Origin of the sequence: Catenulispora sp. EB89, from assembly GCF_041261445.1 — a bacterium.
Lineage (GTDB): Bacteria > Actinomycetota > Actinomycetes > Streptomycetales > Catenulisporaceae > Catenulispora.
Map to the genome: position 1 here is coordinate 149,495 of NZ_JBGCCU010000003.1, position 18,336 is coordinate 167,830.

General features: G+C 71.5%; 13 protein-coding genes. 3 read left to right on the plus strand and 10 right to left on the minus strand.

Annotation, left to right across the window (positions count from 1 at the left end; translation table 11 throughout):
• Position 1: 1 nt before the first annotated feature.
• On the plus strand, positions 2 to 2,893 hold the full coding sequence (locus tag ABH920_RS07595; protein WP_370348142.1) for an RNA repair domain-containing protein: 2,892 nt from the start codon (positions 2 to 4) through the stop codon (positions 2,891 to 2,893).
• Between the two features lie 75 nt (positions 2,894 to 2,968).
• Here the strand turns inward: ABH920_RS07595 and ABH920_RS07600 are convergent, their stop codons facing one another.
• Positions 2,969 to 3,676, minus strand: a complete 708-nt coding sequence (locus ABH920_RS07600) for a PhzF family phenazine biosynthesis protein (RefSeq protein WP_370348143.1) — start codon at positions 3,674 to 3,676, stop codon at positions 2,969 to 2,971.
• A gap of 37 nt (positions 3,677 to 3,713) precedes the next feature.
• On the minus strand, positions 3,714 to 5,567 hold the full coding sequence (gene lepA / locus ABH920_RS07605; RefSeq protein ID WP_370348144.1) for a translation elongation factor 4: 1,854 nt from the start codon (positions 5,565 to 5,567) through the stop codon (positions 3,714 to 3,716).
• A 235-nt stretch (positions 5,568 to 5,802) separates the two neighbouring features.
• Here lepA and rpsT point away from each other — a divergent pair, with 235 nt between their 5' ends.
• A complete protein-coding gene (rpsT, locus tag ABH920_RS07610; RefSeq protein WP_194921886.1) occupies positions 5,803 to 6,069 on the plus strand; it encodes a 30S ribosomal protein S20 in 267 nt (88 codons plus the stop codon).
• Between the two features lie 275 nt (positions 6,070 to 6,344).
• The gene (locus ABH920_RS07615) at positions 6,345 to 8,357 is read left to right on the plus strand and encodes a protein kinase (protein ID WP_370348145.1); all 2,013 of its coding nucleotides are present in this window, start codon (positions 6,345 to 6,347) and stop codon (positions 8,355 to 8,357) included.
• Between the two features lie 76 nt (positions 8,358 to 8,433).
• On the opposite strand, the gene holA is transcribed toward ABH920_RS07615, so the two are convergent.
• The 8 genes from holA to ABH920_RS07655 all read right to left on the minus strand — a co-directional run bounded on the left by holA (position 8,434) and on the right by ABH920_RS07655 (position 18,334).
• Entirely contained in the window at positions 8,434 to 9,429 is a 996-nt protein-coding gene (gene holA / locus ABH920_RS07620) for a DNA polymerase III subunit delta (protein WP_370348146.1), read from the minus strand.
• 91 nt (positions 9,430 to 9,520) lie between these two features.
• Complete coding sequence (locus ABH920_RS07625; protein ID WP_370348147.1) at positions 9,521 to 10,111, minus strand: HhH-GPD-type base excision DNA repair protein; 591 nt, start codon at positions 10,109 to 10,111, stop codon at positions 9,521 to 9,523.
• A gap of 144 nt (positions 10,112 to 10,255) precedes the next feature.
• Positions 10,256 to 12,094, minus strand: a complete 1,839-nt coding sequence (locus ABH920_RS07630; protein WP_370348148.1) for a tetratricopeptide repeat protein — start codon at positions 12,092 to 12,094, stop codon at positions 10,256 to 10,258.
• A gap of 132 nt (positions 12,095 to 12,226) precedes the next feature.
• Positions 12,227 to 12,403 carry a hypothetical protein gene (locus ABH920_RS07635; RefSeq protein WP_370348149.1) on the minus strand — a complete coding sequence of 59 codons (177 nt, stop codon included), beginning with the start codon at positions 12,401 to 12,403 and terminating at the stop codon, positions 12,227 to 12,229.
• Between the two features lie 56 nt (positions 12,404 to 12,459).
• Positions 12,460 to 14,808 (minus strand): tetratricopeptide repeat protein, encoded by a 2,349-nt coding sequence (locus ABH920_RS07640; RefSeq protein ID WP_370348150.1) that lies wholly within the window; start codon positions 14,806 to 14,808, stop codon positions 12,460 to 12,462.
• A gap of 221 nt (positions 14,809 to 15,029) precedes the next feature.
• Positions 15,030 to 15,419, minus strand: a complete 390-nt coding sequence (locus ABH920_RS07645) for a hypothetical protein (protein ID WP_370348151.1) — start codon at positions 15,417 to 15,419, stop codon at positions 15,030 to 15,032.
• Between the two features lie 207 nt (positions 15,420 to 15,626).
• Positions 15,627 to 16,751: a ComEC/Rec2 family competence protein gene (locus tag ABH920_RS07650; RefSeq protein WP_370348152.1), complete on the minus strand. Its 1,125-nt coding sequence runs from the start codon at positions 16,749 to 16,751 to the stop codon at positions 15,627 to 15,629.
• The gene (locus ABH920_RS07655) at positions 16,748 to 18,334 is read right to left on the minus strand and encodes a ComEC/Rec2 family competence protein (RefSeq protein ID WP_370348153.1); all 1,587 of its coding nucleotides are present in this window, start codon (positions 18,332 to 18,334) and stop codon (positions 16,748 to 16,750) included. The genes ABH920_RS07650 and ABH920_RS07655 overlap by 4 nt, the downstream gene beginning before the upstream one ends.
• Positions 18,335 to 18,336 lie beyond the last annotated feature (2 nt).

Sequence of the window (18,336 nt, forward strand, 5' to 3'; positions counted from 1 at the left end):
GATGCGGACCAGTCAGGAGATCTATCACCGGGTGCGGTGGGACGCTCGGTTCGACGCGTCGCGGTTCGTGGTGGGGGTGGAGAACCGGGGGCGAGAGCCGAAGCGGGTGCCGCTGCCTTCGTTCGATCCGCAGGGCGATATTCCGTGGCACCGGGTGTTGTTCTTCGAGGCTGACGGTCAGTTGGTGTGGGACCGGGCTTCGGGCGTGGATGCCTTGGACGCGTCCGGGGCTGGGCTGGCGCAGCGGACGCGGTTGTTGGCCGCTCCGTTCTTCGAGCCGCGCACTCCGCATGCTTTTACCGACGGCCGCTGGCAGCCTTACTCTTCCGCTGCCTCTCCGTCCTCTCCGGTTATCCGCCCCGATCTACAGGTCCTTACGTGGAACACGCTGTGGGACCGGTACGACAAGGAGCTCGTCCGGACTGCCGAGCGTCGGCCGATGCTGCTCGCTGCGTTGCGCGACGCGGACGTGGACGTGATCGCGTTGCAGGAGGCCGAGCCCGCGCTGGTGAAGATGCTGCTGGCCGAGGAGTGGGTGCGTGCCGGGTGGACGCTCGGCGGGGATCCTCGGTCTTCGGACGTCGCGGAGAGCGGGTTGTTCCTGCTGAGCCGGCTGCCGGTGGTCGAGGCCGGGTGGCACGCGCTGGGGCGGTACAAGGCGGTCACGGCGTTGGTGGTGGAGGGCGCGGCCGGACCGGTCGTCGTCGCCAATACGCACCTGAGCAGCGACCACTCGACGGACGGCGCGGGGCTGCGGCGGGAGCAACTCGCGCAGCTGGCCGACGGCCTGGGGGACATCGCGTCGGTGCCGGTGGTTCTCGTCGGCGACTTCAACGACGACACCGAGGCGCCGGCCGCGCGGCTCGGGATGACGGACGCGTGGACGCAGGTGCACGGCGCGGCTGATGACACGGCGACGTTCGATCCGACGGTGAACCCGCTGGCGGCGGTGTCGTCGCTGACCGGGCAGGCCAAGCGCCTGGACCGGGTGCTGCTGCTCGGCGCCGAGGCCTCGGCGGCGCGGCTGGTCGGCGATGCTCCGGACTCGGGCGGCTTGTTCGTGTCCGACCACTACGGGATCAGCGCCGTGGTGACGCCCCAGGCCACCGCCGACCCTGCGCCGGCCGCCACCCTCCCCCTCGCCGCGGCGCCGATCGACGCGACGCCAACCGCCCGCACCGCCGTCGCCTGGATCCCTCCGACCTCGGCATGGGAGCCGATCCAGGAGGTCCGCCGCCGCCTGGACCCGCAGGTGCTGCGCTGGCCCCCGCACGTCAACCTCCTGTTCGGCTTCATCCCCGAGTCCGAGTTCGACGCCGCACTCCCCCTGCTCAGCAAGGCCGCAGCCACCACCGGCGCCTTCGAGACGCAGCTGGCCGAAGTCCGCCACTTCACCCACCGCAGCGACAGCACCCTGTGGCTCCACCCCACCGGCGCAGCCTGGCAGACCCTGCACGCCGCGCTCACCGAGGCATTCCCCACCTGCCGCACCCGCGAGTCGTACACACCACACCTGACCCTCGGCAAAGTAGCGGACCCGACACGCACACCAGCCAAGATCGCCCCAACAACAGCCACCGTCACCGAACTCGCCCTCCTCTCCCGCCGCGCCGACGGCCCCATGCAGGTGCGCGCAATCATCGAGCTCGGCACCGGCACGATCCGCTACGCGAAGGACGCGGCCGGCGAGGACGCCGACGCCCACTCAGCCGCCACGCCCTCGGCCCCATTCGGCCCCGGCGGCTGCCTACTCCCGGACACCGTGGTTCCCTCATCCGCCACCGCCGCCCTCGCCGCGGAACTCGCCGCCGCCACTCGCAGCACCAGCACCACTCCGGCCGCCGCATCCGTGCCCGGCACCGCCGCACCCGCCACCGACCGCCCCGCCGCCACCCTCACCGCCCGCATCACCGAAGCCCTCCCCGAGGCCGTCATCCACCTCGTCGGTTCCCGCCGCACCGCCACCCACCTCCCCGGCGCCGACCTGGACCTCGTCGCGGCCGTCCCGGGCGCCCCCGACATCGATGCGCTCGAGCGCCGCGTCGCCCGCGCTCTCGGCGGGGGCCACCGGGTGCGGCAGCTCGTCGCCGCGCGGGTTCCGGGCCTGCGGATCGTCACGCCGCGGCTCAGTGCCGATCTCGTGCTCGCTCCCACTGGCGACATTCCGCCGGCCGAGGCTGTCGCGCGGCGCGCCGAGCTCGGCGAGAGCATCGCCAGTTCGCTGTCCGCCGTGTCTGATGCCGAGGCGATTCTCGCGCTGCGCCCGGGTCCGCACGTGCGGGTCGCCAAGGCCTGGGCTCGGGCCCGGGGCCTCGACGCCGCGCCGCTCGGCGGGTTGCCGGGACTCGCGTGGGCGCTGATGGCGGCCCGCTGCGGCGACCTCACCGAGTTCTTCGAGACCTGGGCCGCGCACGACTGGCGCGAGCCGATTCCCACCCCCACCGCGCCGGTCCGCGACCTCACGATGCACCTGACCCCGGCGATGCGCGACCTGGTAACCGAGGAGCTCTACGACGCGTGGGAGACCGTCACCTCCACCCGCGACCCGCTGCCGGCGCTCCTCGCGCCGCCGCCGATGCACCGGCGCCATCGGCGCTGGGCCGTGCTCACCCTCACGACGGACGGCATCGATCAGCGCGACGTCCTGGAAGGACGCGTCCGAGGCCGTGCCCGCAGCCTCCTGTCAGCCCTCGACGAAGCCGGCGTCCCCGACGCCCACGCCTGGCCGCGTCCCTTCCACGCCACCGACACCGAGCTGCGCTCCGCCATCGGCCTCGGCCGCACCCCGCCGACCCGCGACAAGCTGGCGGAGATCGCCAAGCCGTGGCTGCGGGGGCTGACCGGCGTCACGCTGGAACTCGCGGCGAACGGCGACGTGCCGACCCTGAGCTAGGCCCTGAACTAGGCCCTCAGCTAAGCCCTCAGCTAAGCCCTCAGCTAAGCCCTGAGCTAGGCCCTGAGCCAGGTCCTAAGCCGTCCCCCCGACCGTCACCGTCCGCATCCCGTCCCCCGCCACCCGCCCGCCGATCTCAGCCCACCCCGCGGCCTGAGCCGGCCGGGCCAAGATCTCCGACCCCCACCCCTGCCGAATCACCAAAGGCCGCCGCAAAGCCCCCACCTGCCGCATCGCCGCGGACCCGGTCGCCTCGTCCTCGTCGACCCCGCTGTCGGCAGCGAACACCCGCGCCCGCATCACGCCCTGCGGCTCGTCGACCCACGCCCAGAACTGGTGGCGCCGGTACTCCGGCCCCGGAGGCACGGCCAGCGTCTCCACCGCAGCCTCGTCCCTGACCTCGACCAGGCCCCAGTCCGGCGCGTCGTCGATCCGCCCGCGGATCCACGTGCGGCCCTCCTCGGCCCAGGTCGGGACCTCTGCGGCCTTCTGCGGCCGCAGCGTCGGCACGTCGCGCCCGCTCAGCCGGGACAGCAGCCAGGCCGTGCCGACCAGCGGGTGCCCCGCCAGCGGCAGCTCCGCCGCCGGGGTGAAGATGCGCAACCGGGCCTGTTCGACGTCGTCGACGAACACCACCTCGCTGAACCGCAGGTCGGAGGCCAGTTTCTGGCCCGCGGCGGCGTCCAGGTGGGCAGCGTCGAGCACCACGCCCAGGTTGTTGCCGAACAATCCGTGCGCATCGGTGAAAACCCGGACTATATGGACCTCGGCCATCACGCTCATGGGCACAGGCTACTGCCCGCGCCCGGCTGCGTGACCGTTACTTCTTCGCCTTGTCACCCGTCTCGTTGGTCAGCGCGGCGATGAAGGCGTCCTGCGGCACCTCGACCCGCCCGACCATCTTCATCCGCTTCTTGCCTTCCTTCTGCTTCTCCAGCAGCTTGCGCTTCCGGCTGATGTCACCGCCGTAGCACTTCGCGAGGACGTCCTTGCGCATCGCCCGAACGGACTCGCGGGCGATCACGCGGGAGCCGATCGCGGCCTGGATCGGCACCTCGAACTGCTGGCGCGGGATCAGCTCGCGCAGCCGCTCGGTCATGCGCACGCCGTACGCGTACGCCTTGTCCTTGTGCACGATCGCGGAGAACGCGTCGACGGTCTCGCCGTGCAGCAGGATGTCGACCTTCACCAGGTCCGCCTGCTGCTCGCCGGTGGGCTCGTAGTCCAGGGACGCGTAGCCGCGGGTCTTGGACTTCAGCGAGTCGAAGAAGTCGAAGACGATCTCGGCCAGTGGCAGCGTGTAGCGGATCTCGACGCGGTCCTCGGACAAGTAGTCCATGCCCAGCAGCGCCCCGCGCCGGCTCTGGCACAGCTCCATCACGGCGCCGACGAAGTCGTTCGGCGTCAGGATGGTCGCGCGCACCACCGGCTCGTGGATCGCCGTCACCTTGCCCCCGGGCATCTCCGAGGGGTTGGTGACGATGTGCTCGGTGCCGTCCTCCATGTCGACCCGGTAGACCACCGACGGCGCGGTGGCGATCAGGTCCAGGTTGAACTCGCGGTCCAGGCGCTCGCGGATGATCTCCAGGTGCAGCAGACCCAGGAAGCCGACCCGGAAGCCGAAGCCCAGGGCCGCCGACGTCTCCGGCTCGTAGACCAGGGCCGCGTCATTGAGCTGCAGCTTGTCCAGGGCCTCGCGCAGCTCGGGGTAGTCCGAGCCGTCGATCGGGTAGATGCCGGAGAACACCATCGGCTTGGGCTCTTTGTAACCGCCGAGAGCTTCCAGGGCGCCCTTGTTCTGGGTGGTGACGGTGTCGCCGACCTTTGACTGGCGCACGTCCTTCACACCGGTGATCAGGTAGCCCACCTCGCCGGCGGCCAAGCCCTGCGAGGACTTCGGCTCCGGGGAGATGACGCCGATCTCCAGCAGCTCGTGGGTGGCGCCGGTGGACATCATCTGGATGCGCTCGCGCTTGTTCAGGTGGCCGTCGACCACCCGGACGTAGGTGACCACGCCGCGGTAGGAGTCGTAGACCGAGTCGAAGATCACGGCCCGCGCCGGGCCGTTCGGGTCGCCGGCCGGGGCCGGGACCCGGCGGACCACCTCGTTGAGCACGTCCGGGACGCCGATGCCGGACTTGGCGCTGACCCGCAGCACCTCGTCGGGCTCGCAGCCGATCAGCCGCGCCATCTCCTCGGCGTACTTCTCCGGCTGCGCGGCCGGCAGGTCGATCTTGTTCAGCACCGGGATGATCTGCAGGTCGTTCTCCATGGCCAGGTACAGGTTGGCCAGGGTCTGCGCCTCGATGCCCTGAGCTGCGTCGACCAGCAGGAGGGTGCCCTCGCACGCCGCCAGCGAGCGCGAGACCTCGTAGGTGAAGTCCACGTGCCCGGGGGTGTCGATCATGTTCAGGATGTAGGTCTTGCCGTCGTCGGCCTGCCAGGGCAGCCGGACCGCCTGCGACTTGATGGTGATCCCGCGCTCGCGCTCGATGTCCATCCGGTCCAGGTACTGCGCGCGCATGGCGCGCTCGTCGACCACACCGGTGAGCTGGAGCATCCGGTCGGCCAGGGTCGACTTGCCGTGGTCGATGTGGGCGATGATGCAGAAGTTGCGGATCAGCGCCTGGTCGGTGGTCGACGGCTGCGGGATGTTCGGCGGCAGGGCGGGCACTCGGCGGTCCAGTCTGTCTGGGTACGACGTGATGGGGAACGAGGTAGTGGTTTATTACACTGCCCCTATCGTCCCATGACCCACGGGGTTACCGGGAACGCTATATGGCGACGTCATGAGCCACACGCCCGGTTTGGGCCCGCGCACGCCCGCCTGTTAGTCTGGTCCCTTGCGTGGCGCGTGCGTTGCCTCGCGCCCACCACCTTCTATCTCACCAAAGCAGAGGCATCTTTCAGTGGCGAACATCAAGTCCCAGATCAAGCGGATCAAGACCAACGAGAAGGCGCGCCAGCGGAACAAGGCCGTCAAGTCCTCGCTGAAGACCGCGATCCGCAAGACCCGCGAGGCCGTCGAGTCCGGCGACGCCGCGAAGGCGCAGGAGCTGGCCCAGGCCGCCTCCCGCGAGCTGGACAAGGCCGCCTCGAAGGGCGTCATCCACGCCAACCAGGCCGCGAACAAGAAGTCGGCGCTGGCCAAGAGCGTGAACGCCCTGCAGGGCTGACCCTCTTCCCTGCCATGCGGTCCCTCTCGCCGCGGTAGAGAAAACCGAACTCCCGATCGGCGCGACCCCTTCCCCAGGGGTCGCGCCGATCGTTTTCGTGCGCTGGTTCGTGCGCTGGTTCGTCTGCTGGCTCGTCTGCTCGTTCGTGCGCTGCTTCGCGTGTTGCTTTGTGTGTTGCGTGCTGCCATACCGCGACGTGGCGACCGGAGCCATAGCGCTACGCTGAGCGCGGGGCAGCACCGCACAAGAGAATCACTGGGGGTGGGGACGACTTCATGGAGCCGCTGCGATCGGGCGATCCGAGACGGATCAGCAGCTACGAGATCCTGAACCGGCTCGGCGCCGGGGGCATGGGGCAGGTGTACCTGGGACGCTCGCCGTCCGGGCGCCGCGTGGCGGTGAAGGTGATCCGCCCCGAGCTCACCAACGACCCCACCTTCCGCCAGCGCTTCCGCCGCGAGGTCACGGCGATGCGGCAGGTCTCCGGCTTCTTCACGGCCCCGGTGGTCGACGCCGACCCCGACGGCGACCCGGCGTGGCTGGCCACGGCGTTCGTGCCCGGGCCGTCGCTGGAGAGCGCGGTCGCCGACGGCGGCGCGATCCCGCACCAGGACGTGCTCCTGCTGGCCGCGGGCCTGGCCGAGGCGCTGAACGCGATCCACCGCGAGGGCCTGACGCACCGCGACCTGAAGCCGGGCAACGTCCTGATGGCCGACGACGGCCCGCGGGTCATCGACTTCGGCCTGGCCGTCGCCACCGGGGCCACCAACCTGACGCAGGCCGGCACCGTGGTCGGCACCCCCGCCTTCATGTCGCCGGAGCAGGTCTCCGGCCACAACGTGGGCCCGGCCTCCGACGTCTGGTCGCTGGGCGCGGTCCTGGCCTACGCGGCCACCGCCGCCTCCCCCTTCGGCGACGGCACCACCATGGAGACGATGCTGCGGGTGATGAACGGCGAGCCGGACCTGTCCGGCCTGACCGGGACGCTGGCGCAGCTGGTGACCGCGTGCATGGCGAAGGACCCGAACGCGCGGCCGACGCCGGCGCGGATCCTGCAGGTGCTGTCGGAGGGCGCCGGGGTGCAGGCGACGATGGCGATGGACGTGCAGGTTCCGGGTGCGGGGGCGGCGGCTGCCGCGGCTGCGCAGGCCGGTCAGCCTGGACCGACGCCGACGCCACATCCGGCTCCGGGTCCGACTGCGGCTCCGAACCCGACGCCGACGGCGCCCGCTTGGGGCTCGGGTCAGCACGCCGGTCCGGTTTCCGGTTCGACTTCCACGGCACCTGCCTGGGGCTCCGGCCAGAACACCAATCCGCCGCCCGCCACCCCGCCCCAGTCAACGGCACCGGCGTGGGGCGCCCCTGCCCCGTCACCGCAGTCATCCGCCCCGGCCTGGGGCTCCGGCGCCGCTCCCACCGCGCCCACGCCCGCCTGGGGCGCGCCCGGTCCGATGTCCGGACCCTCCACCCCGCCCCAGCCGGTACCGTCCATGCCCGCCAACCCCTGGCCGCAGCAGACCTCGGGCCAGCAACCGTCGCCGATGTACCAGGCCGCCCCGCCGACCCAGGCCGCGCAAGCCGCGAGCCCCTGGATCCAGCCGCAGCCCGCGCCGCCCTACGGCGTCCCGATGCCCCCGCCCGCGCCGCCCAAGAAGAACCGCAACGGCCTGATAGCGGCGGTCGGCATCGCAGCGGTGGTCGTGGTCGGCGGCGGTATCGCGATCGCGGCCTCCGGCGGCGGCTCCGGCGGCTCGTCGGGCGGCACCGGCGGCGGCACCACCGGAGGCACCCTCGGCGGCACCGGCGGCATCGGCGCGCTGACCCCGATCCCCGCCACCTTCCCGCTGTCCAGCCTGGTCACCGACGCGGACGCCGCGCAGTACCTGCACACGACGCCCACCGCCTCGGCCCCGACCGACGACTCCACGGACGACCCCACCACCTTCGACAAGGACTGGCTGGTCGACTCCTCGAGCTCGGAGCTGCGGGTCCAGGCCTCGAACTACAAGAGCGACAGCCAGCAGGCCGAGTCCGACTTCGTCAACCACATCTCGACCCTGGCGACCGACGCCCAGTACCAGGACGAGGGCGCACTCGGCAACTCGGACAAGACCGAGATCCAGGTCGCCACCGACCAGAGCAGCGGCCTGCAGCACTGCAAGATCGAGGTCCTGCGCGGCGGACTGGACGTGACGGTGACCTTCGTCGAGTCGGGCTCGGCGGCCAACGCGCAGACCGACGTGCTGAACCTCGCCAAGCTGGTCACCGGCCGACTGCCGGCGAAGTAGAACGCAGCGACACCGACACCGCAGTCGCGGCCGCGCCGAAGACCTCTGACGCGCGGCTGCGGCCGGTTTGGGGTCCTCAGCCCCGAACGCCCTGCCCCCGCGCCCGACACACCGTCACCACGCACCGCTCCAGCGCATAAGCCGGATCGTCCCCGCCGCCCTTCACCGCGGCGTCCGCCTCCGCGACCGCCAGCAGCGCGGTCCCGATCCCGTCCGGCGTCCAGCCGCGCACCTGCTGCCGCACCTTGTCGATCTTCCACGGCGGCATCCCCAGGTCCCGCGCCAGGTCCGCCGGCCGCGCCCCGCGCGGCGCCGAGGCCACGCGCGCCACCGAGCGCACCCCGGCCGCCAGCGCGCTGGTGATCAGCACCGGGGCGGTCCCGGTCGCCAGCGCCCAGCGCAGCTGCTCCAGGGCCTGCGCGGTCCGGCCGTCGACCGCCAGGTCGGCCACGGTGAAGCCGGACACCTCCGCGCGGCCGCTGTAGTACCGGGCGACGACCGTCTCGTCGATCGGCGCCTTGCCGTCCTCGGTGGTGTCCGAGATCAGCTGCGACGCGGCGGCCGCCAGCTCCCGCAGGTCGTTGCCGACCGCGTCCAGCAGCGCCCGCGCCGCCTCCTCGGTGATCTGCCGCCGGGCCGCCTTGAACTCGTCCCGCAGGAAGCCGATCCGCTCGGCCGGCTTGGTCACCTTCGCGACGTCCACCCGCGCCGCCCCGGCCTTCTCGACCGCGGTCAGCAGCGCCTTGCCCTTCACGCCGCCGTTGTGCACGACCACCAGCGTGATCTCCTCGGCGAGCCCGTCCAGCACGCTGGTCAGCATCGCCGCGTCGTCGGCGGCCAGGTCCTGCGCCGACTGCACCACCACGACCCGGCTCTCGCCGAACAGCGACGGGCTCACCAGCTCGGCGAACGTCCCCGGGCTGAAGTTCCCCGGCGTCAGGTCCCGCGTCTCGGTGTCCGGATCGACGGCACGCTTCGCGGCCACGATCCGCATCACGGCACGGTCGACGAGCAGTTCCTCGGCCCCCACGACGAGGACGAGCTGGGGCGGGGCGGCGACTTGAGCTGACATCGGGTCAAGCATGGCACGGCCCGGTGACAAGTCCCTATTGCCCGGCCTGTCTCACCCTTGCCCGGCCTGTCTCACCCTTGCCCGGCCTGTCTCAGCCTTGCCCGCCGTCCTTGGCCTTCGCCGCGGCCTTCATCTCCTTCTTGAAAGCCCGCACCTTCACCAGGCTCGCCGCGTCCACGACATCCGCCACCGACCGCGTCGAGCCCTTCACGCCGTAGTCCCCGGCGGCCTCCCGCCAGCCCTTCGGCGTCACCCCGAACTGCTTCCCCAACAGCGCCACCAGGATCTGCGCCTTCTGCTTCCCGTACCCGGGCAGCGCCGCGACCCGCTTCAGCAGGTCGGCACCGTCCTTCGCGCCGGTCCACACGGCCGAGGCGTCGCCGCCGTACTCCTCGGCCACGGCCCGCGCCAGCTTCTGCGTCCGCTCGGCCATCGCCTTCGGGAACCGGTGGATCGCCGGCACCTCGGAGAACACGGCCACGAACTGCTCCGGGTCGTAGCCCGCGATCTGCTCCGCGTCCAGCTGCTCCACCCCGAGGCGCGTGGCCAGCACATAAGGCCCCGAGAACGCCTTCTCCATCGGGATCTGCTGATCCAGAAGCATCGCGGTGAGTACCCCCAACGGATCCTGCGCGAGGAAAGCGTCGGCGTCGGGGTCCTGGGCCAGATGCAACGTCACCATGCCCCAAGCCTGACAGAACCGCCGCCGCGCCACGGACGGTTCTGGTCCGTTCGAGGCACCGAATCCCGGGGCCCGAGCCTTGGCGCCCCAGTTCCCGCGCCTCAGCTCGCGCGCCCTAGTCCCCGCGCCCACGGCCCTCGTGCCTCAGTCCTCGGACTCCATCCGCGCCAGCACGTCGGCGATGAACTCCCGCCCCTTCGGCTCCAGCCACGGACACGCCAGCACCAGGTGGCACATCGACCCCAGCACCGTCACCGCACGCTTCTCAGCCACCTGCATGAACAGGCTCAGCCGGTTCAGCAGCCACTCCAGAACGTCCTCGCGCGCCTCCGGGAACGCCCACGCCACCGCCACCAGCGCCATCCCGGCCGCCTCACAAACCCAGTCCTCCGGACCGTTCAGCAGCTCCACCAGGATCCGGCGCCGCTCCGACCCCACCCACGGCTGGTCGGCACGGTGGTGCGCGATCCCGACGCAGGCGATCGTCTGCACCGACCGCACCCAGTAGTCCGGCACCTCCATCGCGAACCCGTCCGGCCACGGCGCGTCCTGCGGCGCCGGCGGGTACACCAGAACGCCAAGCAGGTCCGCGACCGGCACGCCGGCCAGCGCGACCGCGTGGTCGTACAGCGACGTCGGCCCCGGCCAGTTCGGCGTGACCAGGTCCCGCACCAGCGCGAGGGCCTGCGCGGACGGCGGCCCGACGGCCGGGACCGCGTCGCAGTCCTCGTACCGCCACACGGATATCGCGACGTCGGCGGCAGGCAAGCGCGGGTCCGGGTCGCCAGTCTCCAGGAACCCGACGTGCAGCTCCGGGATCACCAGCCGCAGGGTGCCGATCGCGCTCGGCGGCTCGATGATCGACAGCGACATCTCCCCCGACATCGTGAGGTTGTCCTGCTCGACCAGCTGCCGCAGCACGTTGATGCAGGCCTCGGTGCCGCCGGTGACCCGGCCCAGCCACGGCAGCCGCTGGACGTGGTGGCCGACCAGGTAGCGCGCGTAGTCGTGCTCGGGGTGCGCGCGGTGGTAGTCGGTGAGCTCCAGCAGGTGCGCGGTGTCGCCGTCGGCCTCGAACCGCATGCCGAGCAGGGCCGGCATGGCCTTCTCGTGCTCCGGCTCGACCGCGACCAGCTTCTCCAGCAGCGCCAGGCCCTCCGGGCGCCGCCCGGCGTAGGCCAGCAGTTCGGCCAGGTCGACCACCAGGTACGTCTGCGACGGGTCCTGCTCGACGGTCCGCGTCCACAACGCGATGGTCTCGTCGACCCGGCCGGCGCGCCGCAGGGCGTTGCCGAGCATGATCGCCCCCATCGCCCCGGCACCGTCCCGGATCGCCGCCTCGCCCCACTCCACGGCCAGCTCGGTGTCGCCGAGCCGCCGGGCCAGGCCCGAGGCGACGGCGGCGAGCTGCGCGTCGTCGCCGCGCGCCACCACGGCCTGCACGACCACGTAGAAGTGGACCAGCGCCGCCAGCTCCTCCTCCGACACCGGGTCGCTCAAGCCCTGGCACAGCCGCAGCACGGCCTGCGTCAGCGACTCCGAGCTCAGCCGGGACGGCAGCTCCGGGTCGGCCATCCACGCCACCGCGGCCCACGGCCGCGCCGGCGCCGCACCCATGACGCCGGCCAGCAGCAGCACCGCCTCGTCCAGGCGGCCGAGGCCGGCCAGCAGGCTGGCCCGGCACGCGAGCTCACCGGTGTAGCGGGAGTCGGCGGGGAACAGCTCCAACGCCGCGACCGGACCGCCGACCCGCGCCACCAGCTCAGCCAGCACCTCGTGCGCCTCGGGCAGCGAGGGGTCGGCACCGATAGCGCCGGAGACGTGGTTGGCGGCGTGGCCGGGGTCGCCGCCGTCGAGGATCAGCCGTGCGACCGCGACCTCCCCCTCGGCCTCCAGGCGCTCGCAGCAGCCGGTGTCGCAGGCATTGGTGTGGGTATGGGTGTGCTGGTCGGCGTGTTCGTTCTGAGTGCCGTGCGCGTCCATGAGCCGGCTCCCCTCCAGACTCGGCGTCGGATAGGGGCAGAAGACTATCCACAAGCTGCGACACGCGGCGACAGCGCTTTGCTTCTCCTTTCCGTTTTATGACCATCCGTGGCAAGTGGCTGAGGGTAGCGGCTAGTGGCGCATCGCCACCCGCAGCCGACCCGCGGTGCCGAAGAGCACGACTTGCCCGTCCTGATCAGTGCGGAAGTCACGCGCCCCGGCACCCGAGGCCAGCGCGACGGTGCGCGGCGCCGGATGGCCGTAGGTGTTTCCTTTGCCGACCGAGATGACGGCGACCCGCGGATGCACGGCGGCGCACAGGCCGACCGCCGCCCCTGCCGCGCTTCGTGCGGTTCGCGGCCTGTTCAGCCTTCTCCGGGATGAGCGCCTTTGGTGACACGCGACCTCAGGCGCGCGAGTTGGCTTCTGGCTTCCTGGGTCTCCGGGGCGTTGAGGTCCTCGAAGATGGCGAGGGCTTGTTCCAGATATGGGCGCGCCTCGTCGAGATCGTTGAGGCCATCGAGGGCTAGGGCCATCCCGTACAACGCTCCTGCTTCGCTGTGGCGTTCGCCGAAGCCGCGGGCTACGTCCAGGGCCTCCTGAAAGGTGGTGAAGGCGTCGGCGTGCCGGCCGGTTTGGTTGCAGGCCGAGCCGATGTTGTGCAGGGCGAGTCCCAGGCCTCGAAGGTCGCCGTCTTGGCGGTGCATCTGGAGTTTGGCTTGGAAGTACTCCAGGGCCTCGTCCGTGCGGCCCAGTTCTCCGAGGCAGCAGGCGACGCTGTTCAACGCTGCGCATTCGCGTCGGCGGTCGCCGGTTCGGCGGGCCAGGTCCAGTGCCTGTCGGGCGTAGTACAAGCCCGACTCGAGTTGGTCGGCGTAGGCGTAAAGGCGGGCGAGGTTGCCCAGGGTCGCCGCTTCGCCACTGGTGTCGCCGAGGTCGCGGCGCAACTGTAGGGCGCGGGTGAGGTGGTCGGCGGCCTCGTCGAAACGGCCCAGTTCCGTCTGGGCGATGCCGAGGTTGCTCAGGGTCCAGGCCTCGCCGGCCAGATCGGCGGAGGCTGTCGCGGCGGACAATCCGAGCTGGTGCAGCTGCTCCCACTGCGGCCAGCTGCAGGTCAGATGGAGGTAGGTCGACATGGCGACGGGCAGGCGCCAGGCCAGATACGGCGACGGACTCTGCGCGGTTGCGAGGACGGTCGCCGCCAGGTTGGCGCGTTCGGCGTCGCACCAAGCCATCGCCTCGGCGCTGCTGTCGAAGGTGACGTTGAAACCCGCCGTCTCCTCGGGGCGAAGAGGCTCGCAGTAGCGCGTGGGCATGATCGCCTGTGCGGCGGCATCGGCGGCGACGGTGTACCAGGCCGCTGCGCGGTGGAGTGCCTCGGCGCATTCCTTGGGCGATTCCAGTTCGGCGCGTTCGGCGGCGTAGGCCCGCAGCAGATCGTGCAGTTGGTAGCGGCCGAAGTGTTCTTGTTGTGCCAGATGTTCGTCGACGAGGAGTTCCAGGCCCTGTTGCGCTTCGTGGGCAGTGATCCCGGCCATCGCGGCGGCGGCCGGGACGCTGATGTCCGCCCCCGGGCTCAGGCCGACGGTGTGGAAGATCCGGCGCGCCTCAGGGGCCAGTCCTCGATAGGAGAGGTCGAATATGGCGGATAAGCGCCGGTCGCTGCCGGGAGGTTGACCTGCCTGAAGGTGTTCCGCCAGGTGCGCCAGGCTCCAGGCGGGGCGCGAGCGCAGGCGTCCGCCGGCCAGGGCCACCGCCAGCGGCAGGAATCCGCACGATTCGGCGATCGCCGCGGCCGCGGCCGGTTCGGCCTGGACCCGCTCGACCCCGGCGATCCGTCCCAGCAATTCCACGGCCTCGGTGGCTGTCAGGACATCGAGTTGGTGCAGAAACGCGTCCTCCAGCCCGGCCAGATGGCGCCGGCTGGTGATCAGGACCAGGCATCCCGGCCCGGCCGGGATAAGCCGGCGCACCTGCTCCTCGCTGGCGGCGTTGTCCAGCACGATCAGGGCGTCCTTGTCATGCAGACGGTCCCGGAACATCGCCGCCCGGGCCTCGAGGTCCGTCGGGATCTGTTGGGCCGGGACCTCCAGCGCACGCAGGAAGGATTCGAGCACCGCCGACGGATCGGCCGGCGGCTGGTCCGGGTCGAACCCCCGGAGGTTCACGAACAGCTGCATGTCGCGGTAGCGGCCCGCGCGTACCAGCTCGTGCGCCGCGTGGACGACCAACTGCGTCTTCCCGACTCCGGCCATGCCTTCCAACGCGGAGATCACCACTGTGCGCGCCGCGCCGCGTGCCGAATCTATGGCCCCGACTAGTTCCCGCAGATCTCTGTCCCGGCCGGTGAACGTGGCCAGATCGGCCGGCAGTTGCCGGAAGACACCGACCGCGCCACCCGACTTCGCCTCCGCGTGGACCCGTACGCAGGCGGCGCGCCAGCGATCCACCGTCCGCTCCTCCAACCCCAGAGCCCGCACGATCCCGACCACGAGATCCGGATCCAGCCGGCGCCGGCGGGACTGGAAGACGTCCCCGATGGTCGACTGGGACAGCGTCTGCGGCGGCCGCAGCAACGGGCCCACCTTCTTGGCCAGCGCCCGGTAGGACGGAGAGCCCGCCCAGATCCGAAGACACCGCAGCCGCTCGATGAACTCGGGCAGATCGACCGCCTCACCGGGATCCGGACATGCTTCCCCACCTGCTACGTTCACGGTCCCGCCTCGTCCATGCCTTGGCTTCGTCAGCACGTACGAGTCTAGGTGGCCGAAGGGGACCGAAAACCCCGAGGAAGATCACAATATGGGCAGCCGCGGCCGACCCGCCGCGAGAGCGTTCCGCTCGGTGTCCCCCGATCAGCCAAGGTCCGGGCCTGGGCAATCAACACCGATCATGAACGCTCTCGCGGCTGGCTGGCTGGCCGGCCGGCAGCCGGTCAGCTCTGCCAGTCGGTGCAGCTGGTGACTCCACGCTCATTGATACAGATCCGCAGCTGATTGTTCGCATTGTGCGTGTAGACGTCGGCCGTGGGCGTCTGCTCGCCTTGCGGTCCCATGACTCCCGACAAGAGGACGGACGTGGTGCCACTGGACACGTTCCACGCCTGGAACGACCAGGCGCAGCGTACGTCGTTGTACATGTTCAAGCCCTCGGCAAAGGCACGGGTGGAGGTGTTGAAGTCGACCGAGGCGTTGCAGAGCTTGTCCGGGGACTCGACCGTCTCGGTGACTCCGGAGATGGCGAAAGCGTTCGCCGTGGAAAGCGCCAACGCACCTGCGACACCGATGCCGAGGACCGCCGTCTTGAGTTTCCGGCCAGTTTCCATGCTGCCTCTTGCTTTCTGGAGAGTTTGTCTGTGCCTCGACTATGAACCGGAGCTGAAGTCGAACTCCAGTACTCCGGTCAAGTCCGGTCAGCGGCGGGCGGCCCGGACGGGCGATCACAAGGAGTTGTGGGTGCGAGCCCGGCTCAGGACCTGCAACCGCCGGATCGGCGCCGGCGGCTCGCACAAGCCGCCGGAGCCTCGCCCGAGCTACCTTCGTAACGCGACTCTCAGCGTCCGCGCCGAGCCGAAGACGACGATCTGGCCATCGCGATCAGTCCGAAAGACATGTGCACCGTCAGATCCCGCGAGCGCCAGCGTGTCACGTGCCGGATGACCGTATGTATTCCCTGCGCCGACAGAGACGATCGATACTCGTGGTCTAACAGCCCTGAAAAAATCTTGGTCCTGAAATCGGCTGCCGTGATGCGGCACCTTCAGAACGTCGGCGGCGAGATCCGGATGCGCGGCGAGGATCGTGGCCTGCGACGGCGGCTCGATGTCGCCGGTGAGCAGCAGCCGGACCGGGCCGTCCCTCGTCGCGACCGTCACCTGGAGCACGACGCTTGAGTTGTTCGGGGCGGAGCCTTCCTCGCCGCCTCCGCCGCGACCGCCGCCACGACCGCCGCCGCGTGGCGAGCCGCGGGCCTGGCGGCGGCCTTTTCGGCGGCTCTTGCGGACGGATTCGGGCGGCGGCGCCGGCGGGCTCGCGTTCGGGTCGGGCCACAGGACGTCCCAGGACACCGGGCCGAACTGCCGGTGCTCACCGGCCGTCGCCACCGACGTAGCGATGCCTGCCGCCGTGGCCCAGGACGCGACTTCGGCGGCACCCTTGGGCTGGTCGGGATCGTTCGTGGTCTCGATCTCGGTGATCGTGCGCCCCTTCAGCACGCCGGGGACGCCGTCGATGTGGTCGGCGTGGAAGTGGGTCAGGACCACCAGCGGGACCTTGTGGATCCCGAGCAGCGTCAGGCAGTGGTCGGCCTTGGCGGGATCGGGGCCGGTGTCGACGACGACGGCCTCGGCCGGGCCCACGGCGAGCGCCAAGGCGTCGCCCTGGCCGACGTCGCAGGCTGCGAAGATCCAGTTGGGCGGCGGCCAGGCGGCGGTGCGGCCGCGGATCACGTACACCGCGACGCCGATGGATATCAGCACCAGCAGAAGGGCCGCGGCCGCCGCGATCGCTCGCCCGCCGGGGCGGGTCGGGCCGCCCCGAAAGCCATCCCCTCCGCGGCTTTCGGAGCTTTCCAGGCCGCGCCAGCCGGGGTCGTACCCGCGACGGCGTCCTCCGTCCGGCCAGGAGCCGGGCGATATCCAGGGGCCTTGCTCGTTCATGACGCTTCCTCCTTGTGGTGGGTCACCGCAGCCGAGATCAGGAAGACGAGCGCGTAGACCGCGAGCAGCACCAGCGCCCCGGCCAGCCCGTCGGGCCAGGCGACGGTCGCGCCGGGCAGCCGGGATCCGTAGCGCGCGACCGCCACGATTCCGTCGGTCGGCCACTGCGCCAGCCACGCCACGGCCCGGCCCAGCGGGAGCCAGACGGACGCGGCGAGCAGGGCCGCGGCCCCGAGCACGGTCGCCGGCCCGACGCAGAACTCCGCGAGGAGGTTCGCGGGCAGCGAGAGCGGCGTGATCGCGGCGGTGAAGGTGACAAGGATCGGCAGGCAGAAGGTCTCGGCGGCCGCGGTGCAGGCCAGCGACTCGGCGATGCGGTGCGGCACGCGCCGGTCGGTGAGCGCCTGCTGCCACCCCGGCGCCAGGACGAAGAGCCCGGCGGTCGCGGACAGCGAGAGCGCGAAGCCGTAGGAGCGCGCGAGCCAGGGGTCGAACAGGAGCAGCAGCGTCCCGCCCGCGCAGAGCAGCGGCAGGCCCCGCGCGCGGCGTCCGACGGCGGCCAGGAGCAGGCCGAGGACCGCCATCACGCTGGCGCGCACCATCGAGGGTTCGGGGCGCGCCAGGACGGTGAAGCCGATGACGACGGCCAGGCCGGTGAGGGTCAGGAACCTGCCTCGGACGCCGGCCAGGCGGGCGATCGGCATCGCCGCCGTCAGCACGAAGACCAGATTTTCCCCGCTCACCGCCGTCAGGTGCGTCAGCCCGGTGTCGCGGAAGGCGGCGGCCAGGCTCTCCGGCTCCTGCGACACGTCACCGATCACGAGGCCCGGCACCAGCCCGCGCGGGTCGGCGGGCAGGTGCGCGCAGGCGTCGCGGAGGGCTTGGCGCAGCCGGCCGGCAAGCCGCTGGAGCCGGTCGGGCCCGGCCAGAACCTCGGGCGGGCGGTGCACGGAGAGGGTGGCGGCGTCGGGGGTGTCGTCGTGCGCGGGGCGCAGGCGCCCGGTGATGCGCAGGCGGGTGGAGGGCAGGAACCGCCACGCGTCGGGCTCGGACGCGAGCGCGGTCGCGGGCAGCCGCGTACCGAACTCGTCGACGCGCTCGACGCGCAGCGGCACGACGGCGAACGGCCCGCGCACGGAGGTCGCGGTGTGCGGGTCGTCGGTGACGACGGCCTCGACGGTGACGTGGGCGCGCGCCGCCGCGAGACGCGGGAGCGGCCCGGTGTGGGTGGCGATGGTGCGCGTGGTGGCGGCGGTCCCGGCCCCGGCCGCGACGAAGCAGGCCGCGGCGAGGGTGCGGCGGCGGGTGCGGGTACGAGTTTGGGTTTGGGTTTGGGTTCGGGTTCGGGTTCGGGTGGTCGCTTGCACGCGTGTGGGCGCCGCCCGACGCCGAATGCCGCTGCGCAGCAACAGTCCGGTGCCGACCCCCGCGCACCCCGCCCAAAGCAGAAGCGCGGCCCGTGAGGCGAATCCGCTGCCGACGAAGGCAGCGACGTACGCAGCCCCCAGGATCGGCACAAGCCGCAGGTCACGACGCGGGCGGTGGTCGTGGTCGACGGAACGGAAGGTGACGGTCAGGCTCATCG